13 protein-coding genes, 5 tRNA genes and 1 pseudogene are annotated in these 14335 nt (G+C 72.1%); 4 read left to right on the forward strand and 15 right to left on the reverse strand.

What is annotated here, in order from left to right:
- Positions 1-132: 132 nt before the first annotated feature.
- Positions 133-1098 (reverse strand): thiamine-phosphate kinase, encoded by a 966-nt coding sequence (locus tag ACFWOG_RS11020; protein ID WP_329882856.1) that lies wholly within the window; start codon positions 1096-1098, stop codon positions 133-135.
- Between the two features lie 219 nt (positions 1099-1317).
- Here ACFWOG_RS11020 and ACFWOG_RS11025 point away from each other — a divergent pair, with 219 nt between their 5' ends.
- Both ACFWOG_RS11025 and ACFWOG_RS11030 read left to right on the forward strand, forming a co-directional pair.
- Positions 1318-1551, forward strand: a complete 234-nt coding sequence (locus ACFWOG_RS11025; protein WP_329882855.1) for an Lrp/AsnC ligand binding domain-containing protein — start codon at positions 1318-1320, stop codon at positions 1549-1551.
- A gap of 20 nt (positions 1552-1571) precedes the next feature.
- Positions 1572-2084, forward strand: a complete 513-nt coding sequence (locus ACFWOG_RS11030; RefSeq protein WP_380356921.1) for a DUF3515 family protein — start codon at positions 1572-1574, stop codon at positions 2082-2084.
- A gap of 75 nt (positions 2085-2159) precedes the next feature.
- Here ACFWOG_RS11030 and ACFWOG_RS11035 read toward each other — a convergent pair whose 3' ends face one another.
- From ACFWOG_RS11035 to ACFWOG_RS11045, 3 genes are all read right to left on the reverse strand, one after another.
- A complete protein-coding gene (locus ACFWOG_RS11035) occupies positions 2160-3302 on the reverse strand; it encodes a D-alanine--D-alanine ligase family protein (protein WP_329882853.1) in 1143 nt (380 codons plus the stop codon).
- 61 nt (positions 3303-3363) lie between these two features.
- Positions 3364-4365, reverse strand: a complete 1002-nt coding sequence (locus ACFWOG_RS11040) for an NAD(P)H-dependent glycerol-3-phosphate dehydrogenase (RefSeq protein ID WP_329951661.1) — start codon at positions 4363-4365, stop codon at positions 3364-3366.
- A complete protein-coding gene (locus tag ACFWOG_RS11045) occupies positions 4362-5192 on the reverse strand; it encodes a lysophospholipid acyltransferase family protein (RefSeq protein ID WP_329882851.1) in 831 nt (276 codons plus the stop codon). The genes ACFWOG_RS11040 and ACFWOG_RS11045 overlap by 4 nt, the downstream gene beginning before the upstream one ends.
- Before the next feature lie 214 nt (positions 5193-5406).
- Here ACFWOG_RS11045 and cofC point away from each other — a divergent pair.
- A pseudogene (cofC, locus tag ACFWOG_RS11050) lies at positions 5407-6078 on the forward strand (2-phospho-L-lactate guanylyltransferase); the annotation flags it as partial.
- A 434-nt stretch (positions 6079-6512) separates the two neighbouring features.
- Here cofC and ACFWOG_RS11055 read toward each other — a convergent pair.
- The 4 genes from ACFWOG_RS11055 to leuC all read right to left on the reverse strand — a co-directional run bounded on the left by ACFWOG_RS11055 (position 6513) and on the right by leuC (position 9941).
- The gene (locus ACFWOG_RS11055) at positions 6513-7235 is read right to left on the reverse strand and encodes an HU family DNA-binding protein (RefSeq protein WP_329882850.1); all 723 of its coding nucleotides are present in this window, start codon (positions 7233-7235) and stop codon (positions 6513-6515) included.
- Between the two features lie 133 nt (positions 7236-7368).
- The gene (locus tag ACFWOG_RS11060; protein WP_380356926.1) at positions 7369-7716 is read right to left on the reverse strand and encodes a hypothetical protein; all 348 of its coding nucleotides are present in this window, start codon (positions 7714-7716) and stop codon (positions 7369-7371) included.
- A 183-nt stretch (positions 7717-7899) separates the two neighbouring features.
- The gene (gene leuD, locus ACFWOG_RS11065; RefSeq protein WP_329882849.1) at positions 7900-8496 is read right to left on the reverse strand and encodes a 3-isopropylmalate dehydratase small subunit; all 597 of its coding nucleotides are present in this window, start codon (positions 8494-8496) and stop codon (positions 7900-7902) included.
- Positions 8497-8501: 5 nt separating this feature from the next.
- The gene (gene leuC, locus ACFWOG_RS11070; protein ID WP_329882848.1) at positions 8502-9941 is read right to left on the reverse strand and encodes a 3-isopropylmalate dehydratase large subunit; all 1440 of its coding nucleotides are present in this window, start codon (positions 9939-9941) and stop codon (positions 8502-8504) included.
- A gap of 231 nt (positions 9942-10172) precedes the next feature.
- On the opposite strand from leuC, the gene ACFWOG_RS11075 reads away from it, so the two are divergent.
- Positions 10173-10886 carry an IclR family transcriptional regulator gene (locus ACFWOG_RS11075; protein WP_329882847.1) on the forward strand — a complete coding sequence of 238 codons (714 nt, stop codon included), beginning with the start codon at positions 10173-10175 and terminating at the stop codon, positions 10884-10886.
- Positions 10887-11074: 188 nt separating this feature from the next.
- On the opposite strand, the gene ACFWOG_RS11080 is transcribed toward ACFWOG_RS11075, so the two are convergent.
- From ACFWOG_RS11080 to ACFWOG_RS11110, 7 genes are all read right to left on the reverse strand, one after another.
- Positions 11075-11149, reverse strand: a tRNA-Gln gene (locus tag ACFWOG_RS11080).
- A 45-nt stretch (positions 11150-11194) separates the two neighbouring features.
- Positions 11195-11270, reverse strand: a tRNA-Glu gene (locus ACFWOG_RS11085).
- Positions 11271-11296: 26 nt separating this feature from the next.
- Positions 11297-11369: transfer RNA gene (locus ACFWOG_RS11090), tRNA-Glu, on the reverse strand.
- 27 nt (positions 11370-11396) lie between these two features.
- A tRNA-Glu gene (locus tag ACFWOG_RS11095) sits at positions 11397-11469 on the reverse strand.
- Positions 11470-11511: 42 nt separating this feature from the next.
- A tRNA-Gln gene (locus tag ACFWOG_RS11100) sits at positions 11512-11583 on the reverse strand.
- Positions 11584-11852: 269 nt separating this feature from the next.
- Positions 11853-13352, reverse strand: a complete 1500-nt coding sequence (gene gltX / locus ACFWOG_RS11105; protein WP_329951660.1) for a glutamate--tRNA ligase — start codon at positions 13350-13352, stop codon at positions 11853-11855.
- Positions 13345-14145 carry a fumarylacetoacetate hydrolase family protein gene (locus ACFWOG_RS11110; protein WP_329951659.1) on the reverse strand — a complete coding sequence of 267 codons (801 nt, stop codon included), beginning with the start codon at positions 14143-14145 and terminating at the stop codon, positions 13345-13347. The genes gltX and ACFWOG_RS11110 overlap by 8 nt, the downstream gene beginning before the upstream one ends.
- Positions 14146-14335: the final 190 nt, after the last annotated feature.

The following is a 14335-nucleotide window of genomic DNA, read 5'->3' on the forward strand; positions in this document are numbered from 1 at the left end:
GGGGCGTCAACCCACCGGCCCCGCACGTCCGTCGGCCGCCGGGCCGGCCGACCCACGGAACGACCGACCCTTGAACGGCCGGTCCCGGAACGGCCGGTCCCGCAACGGCCGGCCGCAGGTGGCCGACCGCCGTCACTCCGAGAAGTGGTCCCAGCCGCCGACCCGGTCCCAGGCCTCGCCGTCCACCGTCACCCGGCCGCCGCGCGCCGCCCGGGCCCGCCCCACGACCTCACCGACCACCCGCCAGCGGGCGGGCAGTTGGACCCCGCGCGGGAAGGTCGCCACGATCGCGTGGTCCTCGCCGCCGGAGAGCACCCAGACCAGCGGGTCCACCCCGACCGCCTGCCCGATGTCCGCCATCTGGACCGGGACGTCGAAGTCGGCGGCCCGCAGGTCGATGTCCACCGCGCTGGCCTTGGCGACGTGGCCCAGGTCGGCGACCAGCCCGTCACTCACGTCGATCATCGAGGTGGCGCCCAACTCGGAGCCGGCCGGACCGGCGTGGTACGGCGGCTCGGGGCGGCGGTGCGCCTCGACGAAGGCCCTCGGGGAGCGGAAGCCGCGCTGCAGCACGGTCAGTCCGGCCGCCGACCAGCCCAGCCAGCCGGTGACCGCCACCACGTCACCCACCTGAGCACCGGCGCGCGTCACGGGCGCACGCCCCTGCAGATCTCCGAGCGCCGTGATGGCCAGCGTGATGGTGTCCCCGCGCACCACGTCGCCGCCGACCACGGTCGCGCCGGCCACCTGGCACTCGTCGCGCAGGCCGTCCATCAGCTCGGTCGCCCAGGTGGTGGGCAGATCGGCGGGCGCGACCAGACCCAGCAGGATCGCGGTCGGCACCGCGCCCATCGCGGCCACGTCGGCGAGGTTCTGCGCGGCGGCCTTGCGGCCCACGTCGTAGGCGGTGGACCAGTCCCGGCGGAAGTGCCGGTTCTCGATCAGCACGTCCGTGGTGGCCACCACCCGGCCGTCCGGCGCCTTCACCACCGCGGCGTCGTCACCCGGGCCGAGGTCGACCGCGTCGGTGAGCGGTACCCGGGCGGTCAGCTCCCTGATGAGTCCGAACTCGCCCAGCTCGCCCACGGTCCCCTGCATCTGCCGTCCTCTCGGTCTCCATCACGTGCGCACCTGCGTCGTACGTCCAAGTCGCTTCCGCGCGCAGCGTACGCCCTCCGACGGCGCACAGGTCTCCCCTCCCTGCCCCGCTGCGCGGTAGCGTGGTGATCAGACTGCCGGTGAGCCCGTGCCCCACCCCCGACGCCTGACCGGGCGATCACGGCGGCGATCCCCGTACCCAGCCGCCGGGAGGTCCCCGTGGTACAGGCCTACATCCTGATTCAGACCGAGGTCGGCAAGGCCAGCTCCGTGGCCGAGTCGATCTCCAAGATCCCCGGTGTCCTCCAGGCCGAGGACGTGACCGGGCCCTACGACGTGATCGTCCGCGCGGAGGCCGACACGGTCGACGACCTCGGCCGCCTCGTCGTCGCGAAGGTTCAGCAGGTCGAGGGAATCACCCGGACCCTGACCTGTCCGGTGGTGCACCTGTAAGCCGCGCATACCATCGGCGGGTGACCCGAGAATTCCGTGCCCCCCGCCTCCTCGCGGCACTGCCGGCCCCGGTCCGTTGGCTGGCGGTGCCGCTCGCGCTGACCTGCACCATCGTGGTGCTGGTCGGCAACTGGGGCGCGCCCGAGAAGGTCGACGCCCCCACGCCCGCCCCCAGGGCCGCCGCGTACTGCCGGGCCCTGGACGCCGCGCTGCCGCAGGACCTGATCGGGCACCCGCGCAAGGACCCCGGGCCCGCCTCCCCGTACACCGCCGCCTGGGCCTCGTCGCCGCGCGTCGTGCTGCGCTGCGGCGTGCCGCACCCGGAGGGGCTGGTCGACGAGAAGCAGAAGGAGATCTCGCCGACGATCAACGACGTCACCTGGTGGCCGGAGCCGCTGAAGGACGGCGGCTACCGGCTCACCGTCACCCAGCGGGCCGTGTTCGTCGAGGTGACCGTCCCCGGCGGGGCACTCGCCAACCCGCTCGACGCCGCCGCCGCGCTCTCCGACGCGGTGAGGGCCACCATCCCGTAGTGCCGCACGCGCGAGGGCGGGCCCGGGGGAACCCGGGCCCGCCCTCGCGCGTCGTCCGCGGTGCGGTCCGCGCGGCTACCGCAGGCCGGTGGAGCGGCGCAGCGCCGCCTGCAGCAGCCGGTCGATCAGCTCCGGGTAGGACAGCCCGCTGGCCTCCCACATCTTCGGGTAGGCCGAGATCGGGGTGAAGCCGGGCATGGTGTTGATCTCGTTGACCATCCAGCTGCCGTCCTCCAGCAGGAAGAAGTCCACCCGGGCCAGGCCCTCGCAGCCGAGCGCCTCGAACGCGGCCACCGCCTGGCGGCGGATCTCGGCGGTCTCCTCGCCGGACAGCTCGGCCGGGATCCGCACCTCCGAGGAGTCGATGTACTTGGCCTCGAAGTCGTAGAACTCGTAGTCGCCGCCGACCAGCACCTCGGCCGGGACGCTGGCCCGCGGGCCGTCCTCGAACTCCAGCACGGCGCACTCGATCTCGCGGCCGGAGACGCCTGCCTCGATGATCAGCTTGGGGTCGTGCCGGCGGGCCTCGTCGATCGCGCGGTCGAGGTCGGAGAGGTCCTTGACCTTGGTGATGCCCATGCTGGAGCCGGCCCGGCAGGGCTTCACGAACAGCGGCAGACCGAGCTCGGCGGCCCGCTCGCGGACGGCCGCGCGGCCCTCCTCGGTCTCCCACTCGCGCGGGCGGACCACGGTGTAGCGGCCGACGCCCAGGCCGTGCGAGGCCAGCAGGCGCTTGGTGAACTCCTTGTCCATGCCGACCGCGCTGGAGAGCACGCCGTTGCCGACGTACGGCACGCCGGAGAGCTCCAGCAGGCCCTGCAGCGTGCCGTCCTCGCCCCAGGGGCCGTGCAGCAGCGGGAAGACCACGTCGACCTCGCCGAGCGCCTTGGGGGCCGCACCGGGCTCGCTCCAGACCACCTCGCGGCTGCCCGGGCCGAGCGGCAGCGCGACCTGGCCCTCGACGGACTCGGCGACCTGGTCGACGTCCGGCAGCCGGCCGTCGGTGATGGTCATCCGGGCCGGTTCGTCGCTGACCAGCGCCCAGCGGCCCTCGTGGGTGATGCCGATCGGCAGCACCTCGTACTTGTCGCGGTCGATCGCCCTCAGCACGCTGCCCGCGGTGGAGACCGAGATGGCGTGCTCGGAGCTGCGGCCGCCGAAGACGATGGCGACACGAGGCTTCACGGACGGGTTCTGGGAGGTCTGTTCGATGCTCATATCGCGACCGAGAGTACCGTGCGGCCTGTTTCGGACAGGTGAGCCACCCTGAGGCGGACGTTCACCGCCGCTCGGGCTTGGCCGAGCGGGACATCAGCGCCTGAAGGACCTCCTGGGTGGGCCGGCCGTTGTGCACCACGTCCACCACGGCCTCGACGATCGGCATGTCGACGCCGCAGCGCCGGGCCAGGTCGAGCACCGACTCGCAGGACTTCACGCCCTCCGCGGTCTGGCGGGTGGCCGCGATGGTCTCCGCCAGCGACATGCCCCGGCCCAGGTTGGTGCCGAAGGTGTTGTTGCGGGAGAGCGGTGAGGAGCAGGTCGCCACCAGGTCGCCCATCCCGGCGAGTCCGGCGAAGGTGTGCGCGTCCGCGCCGAGTGCCAGTCCCAGCCGGGTGGTCTCGGCCAGCCCGCGGGTGATCAGCGTCGCCTTGGTGTTGTCGCCGAGCCCCATGCCGTTGGCCATGCCGACCGCGAGGCCGATCACGTTCTTCACCGCGCCGCCCAGCTCGCAACCGATCACGTCGGTGTTGGTGTACGGCCGGAAGTACGGCGTGTGGCAGGCCGCCTGGAGCCGCTTGGCGACCGACTCGTCGGTGCACGCGACGACGCTCGCGGCGGGCTGCCGGTTGGCGATCTCGCGGGCCAGGTTGGGGCCGCTGACCACGGCGATCCGCTCCGGACCGACACCGGCGACCTCGCCGATGACCTCGCTCATCCGCTTGGCGGTGCCGAGCTCGATGCCCTTCATCAGGCTGACCAGGACGGTCTGCGGCTCCAGCAGCGGCGCCCAGGCCGCCAGGTTCTCGCGGAGCGTCTGGGAGGGCACCACCAGCACCGCGAAGTCGGCGCCGGCCAGCGCCTCGGCGGGGTCGGTGGTGGCCCGGACCGAGGAGGGCAGCCGGACCCCGGGGAGGTAGTCCGGGTTGACGTGGGTGGCGTTGACGGCGTCCGCCAGCTCCTGCCGGCGGCCCCAGAGGGTCACCTCGCAGCCGGCGTCCGCGAGGATCATCGCGAACGCGGTGCCCCAGGAGCCCGTTCCGAACACGGCACATCGGGTCACTTGCCGGCCTCCTCGTCCTCGTCGGCGGCCCGGCCGGCCGCCTTCTGCCGGCGGGCCGCCGCGGCGGCGCCCCGGTTCCGGGCCGCCTCCCGCATGTCGTACCGCTCGGCGGGCGGCTCGGTCTCGCGGATCTCGGCCAGCACGGCGGTGATCGCCGTCATGATGTCCTCGGTGGCGTCCCTGAGCACCTGGGCGGTCAGCTCCTGGCCGCGGTACTTGCTCAGGTCGACGGCCGGCCCGGCCGCGACCGTCACCCGGTGGCGCGGGAAGAGGTTGAACTTGCTCTTCCCGGCGCCGCCCCTGCCGTACGGCGGGATGATCTCGTGCGCGCCCCAGTGCGCCACGGGGATGACCGGGGCGCCGGTCATCAGGGCGACCCGGGCCACCCCGCTCTTGCCGGTCATCGGCCAGAGGTCCGGGTCCCGGGTGAGGGTGCCCTCCGGGTAGAACTGCACGCACTGGCCGCCGTTGACCGCGTCGATGGCGGCCCGGAACGCCTGCGCCGCGTCGGTCGACTCGCGGAACACCGGGATCTGGCCCGTCTTGCGGAGCATGAAGCCGATGAACGGCACGGAGAACAGCGAGGACTTGCCGAGGATCCGCGGCGGCCGTCCGCTGTTGTACTGCCAGTGCGCGTAGATCACCGGGTCGATGACCGAGTTGTGGTTGACCGCGGTGATGAAGCCGCCCTTCTTCGGAAGGTGCTCCCAGCCCCGCCAGTCGGGCTTGACCAGGGCGGTCGTCACCGGCTTCACCAGCACGGCCGCGAAGCGGTACCAGATGCCGTAGTCGGCGTTGCCGAAGCTGGCGTACGAGCGGCGGGCCACCCCAGATCCTCCTCATCCGTGCGGCACGTCGGGTGCCGCGTCAGTCACGTTGCCGCGACCCCGCTTCGGGGCCCGGGCGCGGAACAGTCTCACCCGACCGCTCATTGGCTGTCGAGCAACCGCGCCAGCACGTCGGGCGGGCGTGATCAAACGCACGTCCGCACAGTTCGGACGGCCTGGCGAGGGTTCCGGGACCGGCGTCACAATGACGCCGATGACCCAGGACACCGTACGCCCCAGCGGGCCCGTCGCGCCCGCCGCACCCACTGCCGGCTGGTCGCTGGTACTGCCGCTCAAGCAGCTCGCCCGGGCCAAGTCACGGCTGGCGCCGTTCGCCGGCCCGCACCGCCCGGACCTGGCGCTCTCCTTCGCCCTGGACACCGTCACCGCCGCGCTGGCCGCCTCCGAGGTCGGTCGCGTCCTGGTGGTGACCCGGGACGCGGAGGCCGGCGAGCTGCTCGCCGCGCTCGGCGCCCTGGTCGTCGACGACGAACCGGGGGGCGGACTCAACGACGCACTGGCGCACGGCGCGGCGGTCGCGCTGGCGCTCGCCCCGCGCGCCCCGTTGGCCGCCCTCTCGGCGGACCTGCCGGCCCTGCGCCCGGCCGAACTGGGCCGGGTGCTGACCGCCGTCCCGGTCACCGGCCGGGCCTTCCTGCCCGACGCACCCGGCCTGGGCACCACCCTGCTCGCCTGCGCCCCGGGCAGCCCGCTCTCCCCCGCCTTCGGGGACGGTTCACGGGCCCGGCACGCGGCCGGCGGCGCCCGCGAACTGCGGCTGACCGGCGTGGAGTCGGTCCGCCGGGACGTCGACACCGGCGAGGACCTGGCGGCGGCGCTGGCCCTCGGCGTGGGCCCGCACACCCGGGCCCTGGCGGTCCGGCTCGGGTACCTGCCGGACCGGTCCTCCGGACCGCGCCGGGCCCCGGCCCGCACGTCACCCGGGACTGTCGGTGGTGCTCGCTATGCTGCTGACATGCAGGCCACCGCGTTCACTTTCGACCCCGCCACCCGGGCCGGCTCCGTGCTGCTCGACGACGGGACCCCGGTGCCGTTCGACGCCGCCGCCTTCGACGCCGGCGGCCTGCGGCTGCTCCGTCCCGGCCAGCGGGTCCGGATCCGCACCGAGGGCGCCGCGGAGGCCCGCCGGGTGGTCTTCCTGACGCTGCAGACCTTCCCGGACCCGGCCGCGGACCCGGCCGCGGGCTGACCGCGTCCGTACGGCGCCGGAGGCCCGGAAAACCGGAGAGCCGTGGCGCCGGCCCCGCCCGAAAAACCGGGTGGAGTGCTGCGCCACGGCTCTCGAAGGCCGTCCGTCGACTACTTCGCGGAGGTCTTGCGCGCGGTGGTCTTACGGGTGGCGGTCTTCTTCGCCGGAGCCGTCTTCTTGGCCGTCGCGGTCGCCTTCTTGGCGGCGGTCGCGGTGGTCTTCTTGGCGGCGGCGGTGGTGGCCGTCTTCTTCGCGGCGGCCGCCGTCTTCTTGGTCGCGGTCGCGGTGGTCTTCTTCGCGGCGGCGGTGGTGGTGGCCTTCTTGGCGGCGGGCGCCTTCTTGGCAGCGGTCGCGGTGGTCTTCTTCGCGGCGGCGGCGGTGGTGGTGGCGGTCTTCTTCGCCGCGGCCTTCTTCGCCGGGGCGGCGGCAGCGGCAGCCGTGGCGGCACGCTTGGTGGCGGCGCGCTTGGCGGCCGGAGTCGCGGCGACACCGCTCTTGCCCGGGGTGAGGGAGCCCTTGGGCGCCTTCTTCACCGAGGGGCCTTCCTTCGGCAGCTTCTTGCTGCCGCTGACCAGGTCCTTGAAGCCCTGGCCGGGACGGAAGCGGGGCACCGAGGTCTTCTTGACCTTGACCTTCTCGCCGGTCTGCGGGTTGCGGGCGAAGCGCGCGGAGCGCTCCACCTTCTCAAAGGTGCCAAAACCGGTGACCGACACCCGGTCACCGGCCACAACGGCGCGGACCATGGTGTCGAGCACTGCGTCGACGGCCTCTGCGGCAGCCTTGCGACCGCCCAGCTGCTCGGCCACCGCTTCGACAAGCTGAGCCTTGTTCACGTCTTCCCCTTCGGAAACGGGCGCCGGATGATTCCATCCGTTCATTTCGCACGTTAGGTATGTATCTGCGGACTTTCAATTACCAAACGCGCGAATCACCCTAGTGTCGCAATGGATTTGCGCGTCGGCGACCTCAGTCGACGGGCGGGCGCCCCTCGTCGAGGTCCTGCACAAAGCGACTCAACCGCCGCGCCGCCCCGGGAAGATCGCGCTTGGCGGTCTCCGTGACGATCAGCAGTTGACGGGCGAGAGCGGTCTTTGCATCGGCAGACACGTTCAGCGCATGCACGCGGTCGTGAGCTTGCTTCAACCGCTCGGCCACAAGCGCGAAGAGCGCTGCGACTTCCGGGTCGTCCGGCCCCTCAGCAGGTGAGGTGGCGGCGTCCGGCCGATCGTCAATTCGGCGTTCGGATCCCCGGCCCGTGGACTCCGGTGACGCGGGTTCGCCGCCCGCGTACGGAGGTTCATGGTGCCGGTGCATGCACTGATTGTGCCATCTACCCGGAGTTGTGCATGCGCGGGGCCCTCCGCCGCATTACCGAAAGGGCAATCGGGGGGCGGCCGGGCCGCACAACTCCCGCTCCGGAACGGCGGACGGCCCGCCCCCCCGAGGGGGGAGCGGGCCATCCGGCGGATCGTCAGAATGCTTGTTCAGAAGGGGATCTCAGGCGACCGGCAGAGTACGCGGCTTGAACGAGGGACGGGTCTCCTCGAACGCCGAGATGTCGGCCTCGTTCTGCAGGGTGATGCTGATGTCGTCCAGCCCGTTCAGCAGCCGCCACCGAACGTTGTCGTCCAGTTCGAAGGACGCGGTGATGCCCTCGGCGCGCACCTCGCGGGCCTCCAGGTCGACGGTGATCTCCGCGGTCGGGTCGGCCTCGGTGAGCTCCCAGAGCCGCTCCACGGTCTCCTGCGGCAGCACCACGGTGAGCAGGCCGTTCTTCAGCGAGTTGCCGCGGAAGATGTCGGCGAAGCGCGAGGAGACGACCGCGTGGAAACCGTAGTTCTGGAGCGCCCAGACGGCGTGCTCACGGGAGGAGCCGGTGCCGAACTCGGGGCCGGCCACCAGGACGGTGGCCCCTTCCCGCTCGGGCCGGTTGAGGATGAACGACTCGTCCTTGCGCCAGGCCTCGAACAGACCGCCCTCGAAACCGGAACGGGTGACCTTCTTGAGCCAGTGGGCCGGGATGATCTGGTCGGTGTCGACGTTGCTGCGGCGCAGCGGGACGGCCCGGCCGGTGTGGGTGGTGAACTTGTCCATGCTGCTCAGACCTCCACAGCGGCGTTGGGGTCCGCCAGGTCGGCGGCGCTCAGATCGGCGGGGGCCGCCAGCCGGCCCAGGACGGCGGTCGCGGCGGCGACCTGCGGGGAGACCAGGTGGGTGCGTCCGCCCTTGCCCTGGCGGCCCTCGAAGTTGCGGTTCGAGGTCGAGGCGCAGCGCTCGCCGGGGGCCAGCTGGTCGGGGTTCATGCCCAGGCACATCGAGCAGCCGGCGTGGCGCCACTCGGCACCCGCCGCGGTGAACACCTTGTCCAGGCCCTCCTCGACGGCCTGCAGGGCGACCCGGACGGAACCGGGGACGACCAGCATCCGCACGCCGTCGGCGACCCGGCGGCCCTCCAGGATGGCCGCGGCGGCGCGCAGGTCCTCGATCCGGCCGTTGGTGCAGGAGCCGACGAAGACCGCGTCGACCGCGACCTCGCGCAGCGGCGTACCGGCCACCAGGCCCATGTACGCGAGGGCGTTCTCGGCGGCGGTCCGCTCCTGCGGGTCGGCGAACGACTCGGGGTGCGGGACGTTCGCACCGAGCGGGGCGCCCTGACCGGGGTTGGTGCCCCAGGTGACGAAGGGGGTCAGCTCGGCGGCGTCGATGAAGATCTCGTGGTCGAAGACCGCGTCCTCGTCGGTGCCCAGGGTCTTCCAGTAGGCGACGGCGGCGTCCCAGTCCTCGCCCTTCGGGGCGTGCGGGCGGCCTTCGAGGTAGTCGAAGGTGATCTGGTCAGGCGCGATCATGCCGGCCCGGGCGCCCGCCTCGATGGACATGTTGCAGATGGTCATCCGGGCCTCCATGGAGAGGCTGCGGATCGCCGAACCGCGGTACTCCAGGACGTAGCCCTGACCGCCGCCGGTGCCGATCTTCGTGATGATCGCCAGGATCAGGTCCTTGGCGGTCACTCCGTCGGGGAGTTCGCCCTCCACGGTGATGGCCATGGTCCGGAACGGGGCCAGCGGCAGCGTCTGGGTGGCCAGCACGTGCTCGACCTGGCTGGTGCCGATACCGAACGCCAGTGCGCCGAAGGCGCCGTGGGTGGAGGTGTGGGAATCGCCACAGACCACGGTCGTACCGGGCTGGGTCAGGCCCAGCTGCGGGCCGACGACGTGCACGACGCCCTGCTCGACGTCGCCGAGCGAGTGGATCCGGACGCCGAACTCGGCGGCGTTGCGCCGCAGCGTCTCCAGCTGGATCCGGGAGACCGGGTCGGCGATCGGCTTGTCGATGTCGAGGGTCGGGGTGTTGTGGTCCTCGGTCGCGATCGTGAGGTCGGTGCGGCGGACCGTGCGTCCGGCCAGCCGGAGGCCGTCGAAGGCCTGCGGGCTGGTCACCTCGTGCAGCAGGTGAAGGTCGATGTAGAGCAGGTCGGGTTCGCCCTCCGCGCGCCGCACGACGTGGTCGTCCCAGACCTTCTCTGCGAGTGTCCGTCCCATCGGGTTCCCTCCAGCCGGCCGCGTTGCCGGCCTTCTCGTGTCGTCGAGGTCGAAGCTTTCGCCGCCCTGTGAGGCTCGCGTCGCGCGACCTGCACACCGGATCGTTGTCCACCATGCGGACACCTGGTCGGGGCCGCATCCTGGATGTCTCCCGGGCTGCTGCATCCAGAGTGGCGCTTTTCCCGGAAGATTGAACTTGCGTCTCGCGGACTGAGACTGCAGTCTTAGGGCATGGACAACTCTAGCGGCGTCGGCGTTCTCGACAAGGCCGCTCTGGTGCTGAGCGCACTGGAGTCGGGCCCCGCCACGTTGGCGGGGCTGGTCGCCGCCACCGGTCTGGCGCGCCCCACGGCCCACCGACTCGCCGTCGCACTCGAACACCACCGCCTGGTCACCAGGGACATGCAGGGCCGCTTCATCCTCGGCCCCCGACTCTCCGAACTCTCCGCCGCGGCGGGCGAGGACCGGCTGCTCGCCACCGCGGGCCCGGTCCTGACCCACCTGCGCGACGTCACCGGCGAGAGCGCACAGCTCTACCGCCGGCAGGGCGAGATGCGGATCTGCGTCGCCGCCGCCGAGCGGCTCTCCGGTCTGCGGGACACCGTCCCGGTCGGCAGCACCCTGCCGATGAAGGCCGGCTCGGCCGCCCAGGTCCTGCTCGCCTGGGAGGAGCCCGAGCGGCTCCACCGCGGCCTCCAGGGCGCCCGCTTCACCGCCACCGCGCTCAGCGGCGTGCGGCGGCGCGGCTGGGCCCAGTCGATCGGCGAGCGGGAGCCCGGCGTGGCCTCGGTCTCCGCCCCGGTCCGCGGCCCCTCCAACCGCGTGGTGGCCTCCGTCTCGGTCTCCGGCCCCATCGAGCGCCTGACCCGCCACCCGGGCCGACTGCACGCCCAGGCCATCATCGAAGCCGCCAACCGCCTCACCGAGGCGCTGCGCCGCAGCTGAAACTCCCCCGCAGGCCCTCCCCCACCCCCACGCGCCCGTCCCCGTATCCGCCCCCCGCAGAAAATCCCCCACGAATCCGAAAGGGCCCGCTCACCTGGTGAGCGGGCCCTTCGAAATGGCCGGCGTCGCAATTCCGCACGACCGCCGGAAATGCGAAAAGCCCCGGCGTGAACCGGGGCCGTACTTTCTGGCTGGGGTACCAGGACTCGAACCTAGACTAAATGAACCAGAATCACTCGTGCTGCCAATTACACCATACCCCAACAAAGCAATTCAGCCGATGGGTGAGCCCATCGGCCTTCCTGCTCTGGTACCCCCGACCGGATTCGAACCGGCGCTACTGCCGTGAGAGGGCAGCGTGCTAGGCCGCTACACAACGGGGGCTTCCTGGCGGTCCCTCGCGGAACCAGTACCCCCGACCGGATTCGAACCGGCGCTACTGCCGTGAGAGGGCAGCGTGCTAGGCCGCTACACAACGGGGGCTTTCCAGGTGGTCCCTTGCGGAACCAGTACCCCCGACCGGATTCGAACCGGCGCTACTGCCGTGAGAGGGCAGCGTGCTAGGCCGCTACACAACGGGGGCTTGATCTCTTGTTGTACGGTACTGCGGTGGAGCTGTACTGCGCTGGGGTACCAGGACTCGAACCTAGACTAAATGAACCAGAATCACTCGTGCTGCCAATTACACCATACCCCACCGGAGTTGGACCCCTACGGGGCCTTCTCGGGCGTTGCGCCCCTCGTTCGGTTCCCGACGGGGTTTCACTCCCCCGTCCGTTCCCTCCCGGGCGGCGCAGAAAGAACATTACCCGACGTCTGGCCTGGCTCCAAAATCGATAACCCCAGGCGGCGGCCGGGAGGCCGCCCGGTGACGCCCGGGGGCGCCGCGGGCCCGGCGCCGGGCCCGGCCCGCGAGCCGAGCAGGACCCGGGCGGGCCCTGCTCGGCGTCCTGGTCGGAGCCCCGGTCAGGCCGCCGGGGCGGCGGCCAGAGCGGCGTTCAGGCGGCGCAGCGTCTCGGGCCGGCCGAGCAGCTCCATCGACTCGAAGAGCGGCGGCGAGACCCGCCGGCCGGTGACCGCGACCCGCAGCGGGGTGAAGGCGAACTTGGGCTTGATGCCCAGGCCCTCCACCAGCGCCTCGCGCAGCGCGGCCTGGATCGGCTCCGGCGTGAAGTCCTCCAGCGCCTCCAGCGCCTTGACGCTGGCCTCCAGCACCGGGCGGGCGTCCGCGGTCAGCACCTTGGCCGCGTCGTCCGGGTCGACCGCGAAGTCGTCCGGGGCGACGAACAGGAAGCCGGCCATCGTGACGATCTCGCCGAGGACGACCATCCGCTCCTGGGTGAGCGGCGCCACCTTGGCCAGCAGCTCCAGCTGCTCGGCGGTCGGCTCGGCCGGCAGCAGGCCCGGGGCCTGCAGGTACGGCACGAGGCGGCGGACGAAGTCCTCCGGCGCGAGCCTGCGCAGGTGCTCGGCGTTGATGTGCTCGCACTTCTTGAGGTCGAAGCGGGCCGGGTTGGCGTTGACGTCGGCGACGTCGAACGCCTCGACCAGCTGCTCGACCGAGAAGATGTCGTCGTCCGCGGAGAGCGACCAGCCCAGCAGCGACAGGTAGTTGAGCAGGCCCTCGGGGATGAAGCCGCGCTCGCGGTAGAGGTTGAGCGAGGCCTGCGGGTCACGCTTGGAGAGCTTCTTGTTGCCCTCGCCCATCACGTACGGCAGGTGGCCGAAGCGCGGGGTGGTGCCGTTGCCGACGCCGATGTCCGCGAGCGCCGCGTAGAGCGCGACCTGGCGCGGGGTGGAGGAGAGCAGGTCCTCGCCGCGGAGCACGTGGGTGATCTCCATCAGCGCGTCGTCCACCGGGTTGACCAGGGTGTAGAGCGGTGCGCCGTTGGCCCGGACGATGCCGTAGTCGGGCACGTTCTCCGGCTCGAAGCTCAGCGTGCCGCGGACCAGGTCGTCGAACACGATGGTGGTGTCCGGCATCCGGAACCGCAGGATCGGCTCGCGCTTCTCCAGCTTGTAGACGGCGACCTGGTCGTCCGTCAGGTCGCGGCAGTGGCCGTCGTAGCCCGACGGCTTGCCGGCCGCGCGGGCGGCCTCGCGGCGGGCGTCCAGCTCCTCGGTCGAGCAGTAGCAGGAGTAGGCGTGACCGGCCTCGTGGAGGCGGCGGGCGACATCGGCGTAGACGTCCATCCGCTGCGACTGGCGGTACGGCGCGTGCGGGCCGCCGATCTCGGGGCCCTCGTCCCAGTCGAAACCGAGCCACTTCATGGCGTCGAGGAGCTGCTCGTACGACTCCTCGGAGTCGCGGGCCGCGTCGGTGTCCTCGATCCGGAAGACCATCGTGCCGCCGTTGTGGCGGGCGAAGGCCCAGTTGAAGAGGGCGGTGCGGACCAGGCCCACGTGGGGGTTGCCGGTCGGGGACGGACAGAAGCGGACCCGGACGGTGGGGTCGGTGTTAGCCACGCTTGATCACCTTGTTGGTGAGAGTGCCGATGCCTTCGATGGAGACGGCGACCTCGTCGCCGACGTTGAGCGGGCCCACCCCAGCGGGTGTGCCGGTGAGGATGACGTCGCCGGGAAGCAGCGTCATGGCCTCGGAGATGTGGACGATCAGCTCGGCGACCGAGCGGACCATCCGGGAGGTGCGGCCGGTCTGCCGCAGCTCGCCGTTGACGGTGCAGGTGACGGCGAGGTCGGCCGGGTCGAGGTCGGTCTCGATCCACGGGCCGAGCGGGCAGGAGGTGTCGAAGCCCTTGGCCCGGGCCCACTGGCCCTCGCGCTGCTGGACGTCGCGCGCGGTGACGTCGTTGGCACAGGTGTAGCCGAGGATCACCTCGGGCACCCGGTCCAGCGGCACCTCACGGCACATCCGGCCGATCACCACGGCGAGTTCGGCCTCGTACTGGACGTCCGAGGAGAACGGCGGGTAGGCGATCGCCTCGGTCGGGCCGATCACCGCGGTCGACGGCTTGAAGAAGGTCAGCGGGACGTCCGGGACGTCGTTGCCCAGTTCGGCGGCGTGCGCGGCGTAGTTGCGGCCGACCGCGACGATCTTGTTGGGCAGCATCGGGCTGAGCAGCCGGACGTCCTGGAAGCGGTAGCTCTCGCCCGTCGGCTGGGGCTGCCCGAACGGGTGGCCGGCCAGGGCGTGGACGACCAGCGACTCGGGCCGGGCCGGGTCCCCCTCGACCACGCCGAAGGAGACGCTGCCGGCGGCAGGGCTCCCTTCCCGGACGGAAAACCTGGCAATGCGCACGGCTGGGCTACCCCTCGCTTCGACGGCCGCCCGGGCGCGCCCGGGCGCTGGTGGGCGCCGAACCCGTCTGGGCCCGGACCCGCTCGATCGCTGCCCAGGCTATCGCGTGGGCCCCCCGCTGCCCGCTTTGCCCCTGTTCGGAGACGTTGCGCCCCGGCACGGCGAAGGGCGCCGCGACCGCCCGGAGGGG

The organism is Kitasatospora sp. NPDC058406 (assembly GCF_042722765.1).
Taxonomy (GTDB): Bacteria; Actinomycetota; Actinomycetes; order Streptomycetales; family Streptomycetaceae; genus Kitasatospora.